Raw genomic sequence first — 3,324 nt, forward strand, 5'->3', positions numbered from 1 at the left:
GGCCGCCAGCGGGGGACCGGCTCGACGGAGTTCGTCGCCCCGGTCAGCACCACGTCCCGTACCCGCAGCGGCGAGGTCAGCGGATGGCGCGGGTCGACGTGTCCGACCAGCGTCCGCAGCTGCCGCAGATCCACCCGGCCCAGCCGGTGCCCGAGCACCTCCACCGTGCCCCGGGTCGGATGCACCACCGCGCCGAGCAGCCCGAGCAGCGTGGACTTGCCCGCTCCGTTGGCGCCGAGCAGCGCCCAGTGCTCACCGGCCCGCACGGTCAGCGACACCTCCTGGAGCAGGGGCCGCCCGTCCCGGACGACATGGACGTCCTCGGCGCGCAGTACCTCGCTCATCGCACCGCCCGGTTCACCGCGGACAGCACCGCCCGCACCGTGGCCGACGGTCCCGTGCCCGCGCCCCAGGCCGTCACCCCGGCGACCCGGCACTTGGCGAAGGCCGCCGCCGGGCCCGGGACGAAGTCCAGGATCTCCACCGCCAGGCCGGCCCCGGCCAGCGCGTCGGCGAACGCGGTCGCCACGCCGGCGCCGGTGCCCTCGTGGTCGCCGACGCGGTCGCCGGCCTCCAGCGTGCCCACGAAGCGGTGGACGCCGGGCGCCTCCTCGTGCGCGGACCAGGCGTGCAGCCGTACCGCGCCCTCGGTCAGATAGGCCGCCCGGAACAGCTCGTACAGCGCCTTCGGCGTGGCCTCCCGCCCGCTGTCGTCCGTCGCCTCCTGCACGATCCGCGCGAACTCCGGCCGCATGTCCGGCGGCAGGTCGATCCCCGCGTGCCGGTTCAGCAGGTACGCCACCCCGCCCTTGCCGGACTGGGAGTTGACGCGGATCACCGCCTCGTAGGACCGCCCGAGGTCGGCCGGGTCGACGGGCAGGTACGGCACCTCCCACGGCGCCTCCCGCTCGCTCAGCCCCGCCTCGGCCGCGCGCCGGGCGTGGTGGGCCAGCCCCTTGCTGATGGCGTCCTGGTGGGTGCCGGAGAAGGCGGTGTGGACCAGCTCGCCGGCGTAGGGGTGCCGGGGGTGCACGGGCAGCCGGTTGCAGTGCTCCACCGTCTCCCGTACGGCGTCGATGTCGCCGAAGTCCACCATGGGGTCGACCCCTTGGGCGTAGAGGTTGAGGGCCAGGGTCACCAGGTCGACGTTGCCGGTGCGCTCGCCGTTGCCGAAGAGGCAGCCCTCCACCCGCTGCGCCCCGGCCAGCACGGCGAGTTCGGCGCAGGCCACGCCCGTGCCGCGGTCGTTGTGCGGGTGGACGGAGAGGATGACGGACGGCCGACGGGACAGGTTGCGGTGGATGTACTCGATCTGGTCGGCGTAGACGTTCGGGGTGGCGATCTCCACCGTGGCCGGCAGATTGTGGACCACCGGCCGGTCGGGGCTCGCGTCCCACAACTCGGTCAGCCCGTCGCACAGTTCGAGCACGAAGTCGGGCTCGGTGAGGTTGAAGGTCTCGGGGGAGAACTGGAAGCGGACGCCGGGGGTGTCGCCGGCCCGCCGGGCCATGTGCCCGGCCGCCTCCCGCACGGTCCGCCACACCTCGTCCCGGCCCCGCCCGAGCACCACGTCCCGCCACACCGGCGAGGTCGCGATGTACAGGTGGACGACGGCCCGGGGCAGCCCGGCGATCGCGTCGAAGGTCCGGTCGATCAGGTCGGTCCGGGCGGGCGTGAACACCACGGGCGTCACGTCGTCCGGTACGGCCCCGTCCGTGACGAGGTGCCGTACGAAGTCGAAGTCCGTCCGGCTCGCGGAGGGGTAGCCGACCTCGATCTCCTTGAAGCCGGTCGCCACCAGCAGATCGAAGAGGCGGCGCTTGCGGGGGGTGTCCATCGGTTCGGCGAGCGCCTGGTTGCCGTCGCGCAGGTCGACGGGGACCCACAGCGGGGCGCGCTCGATACGGGCGGAGGGCCAGCGGCGGTCCCCGGCGGGGACGTGCACGCGGTCCTGGTAGGGGCGGTAGCGGTGGTACGGCATGCGGCTGGGCCGCTGCGGGTTCCAGACGTCGGGGGCGGTGGTCATCGTCGGCTGTGGCCTTCGGCTCGGTCGGACGGTGACCGGCAGCACGGAGCCCCGCGGCGGGGCGCCGGTCGCGTCAGACCCCGCCGCGGCAGCCGAGAAGAAGCAGTCCGCGGAACACGCGGGGTACGCTAGCGACTCCTCAGCTCCTCAGACAAGTGAGAATCGTTGAGCAAGGCCCTTGTCCCCCGAAGAAGTTGGTGACCCCGATGCCGCTCGGCGCCCTCCGCCCCAGCCCGTTGGTCGAGCAGGCCGCGCAGCGCCTGCGCGAGCAGATCGCGGCCGGACACTGGCCGGTCGGCGGCAAGCTGCCCGGCGAGACCACGCTGGCCAAGGAGCTGGGGGTGGGCCGCTCCACGGTCCGCGAGGCACTGCGCGCCCTCGCCGGCGCGGGGCTGGTCCGGTCCCGGCACGGCGCCGGTGTCTTCGTCGTCGCCACCGAGCCCGCCGAGGACTGGCCCACCCGGCTGCGCCGGGCCGCGGTCACCGACGTGTACGAGGTCCGCATGGGCGTGGAGGTCCAGGCCGCCCGGCTCGCCGCCCGGCGCCGCACCCCCGAGGACGTCACCGCGCTGCGGGCCGCGATGGAGGGCCGCCGCGCGGCCGCCGGCGCCGACGACGCGGGCTTCGTCGAGGCCGACATCGCCCTGCACGCGGCCGTGGTCGCCGCCGCCCACAACCCGGTCCTGTCCGACCTGTTCACCGAGTTCGTCCCCGTCCTGCGCGAGGGCCTGATCGGCGTCCTGGACCTCACCAGCCTCCGCGAGACCGACCCCGCCACCGGGGACCACACCCACGCCGGCCTGGTCGACGCCGTCATCGCCGGCGACCCGGAGACGGCGGCGGCCGTCCTGCGCACCGAACTGGAGTCGACGCTGAGCCTGTTGCGGGCGGGCAGCGAGGAGGCGCCGTAAGCGGTACGGCGGTTCTCGGCCCGCCCTTCCAGCCCGGCCCCCCCGGCCGCCGGCCTCCGGCCCCCGGAACGCCCCCTCACCCCGCCGCAGCCGTCCTGCGGTGTCGGCCCGGGGGTACTCCGAACTCCCGCTTGAACGCCTTGGCGAAGGCGAACTCCGAGGTGTAGCCGGTGCGTTCGGCGATCTCGCGCAGGGAGAGGCTCTCGTCGCGCAGCAGCCGGTCCGCCGTGGTCATCCGCCACCAGGTCAGATACGTCAGCGGCGGCTCGCCCACCAGCTCCGTGAACCGGCGGGCGAACGCCGCCCGGGACAGCCCGCCCTCCAGGCCCAGCCGGGCCACCGTCCAGGGGCGGGCCGGGTCGGCGTGGATCGCGCGCAGCGCCGCCG

At 74.9% G+C, this 3,324-nt stretch carries 4 protein-coding genes; 1 reads left to right on the plus strand and 3 read right to left on the minus strand.

What is annotated here, in order from left to right; all coding sequences use genetic code 11:
• Both H5J33_RS28325 and H5J33_RS28330 read right to left on the minus strand, forming a co-directional pair.
• Window positions 1-344 (minus strand): ATP-binding cassette domain-containing protein (locus H5J33_RS28325; RefSeq protein ID WP_181797677.1); only part of this gene is annotated, 344 nt, incomplete at its 3' end.
• A complete protein-coding gene (locus H5J33_RS28330; RefSeq protein ID WP_181797678.1) occupies window positions 341-2,026 on the minus strand; it encodes a 2-isopropylmalate synthase in 1,686 nt (561 codons plus the stop codon). The genes H5J33_RS28330 and H5J33_RS28325, both read right to left, overlap by 4 nt.
• Before the next feature lie 206 nt (window positions 2,027-2,232).
• Here H5J33_RS28330 and H5J33_RS28335 point away from each other — a divergent pair, with 206 nt between their 5' ends.
• Window positions 2,233-2,937: a FadR/GntR family transcriptional regulator gene (locus H5J33_RS28335; RefSeq protein ID WP_181797679.1), complete on the plus strand. Its 705-nt coding sequence runs from the start codon at window positions 2,233-2,235 to the stop codon at window positions 2,935-2,937.
• Window positions 2,938-3,013: 76 nt separating this feature from the next.
• Here the strand turns inward: H5J33_RS28335 and H5J33_RS28340 are convergent.
• Window positions 3,014-3,324: helix-turn-helix transcriptional regulator (locus tag H5J33_RS28340; RefSeq protein ID WP_181797680.1), on the minus strand; the 311-nt coding region annotated here is incomplete at its 5' end.

This window comes from Streptomyces sp. WELS2, assembly GCF_013870595.1.
Classification (GTDB): domain Bacteria; phylum Actinomycetota; class Actinomycetes; order Streptomycetales; family Streptomycetaceae; genus Streptomyces.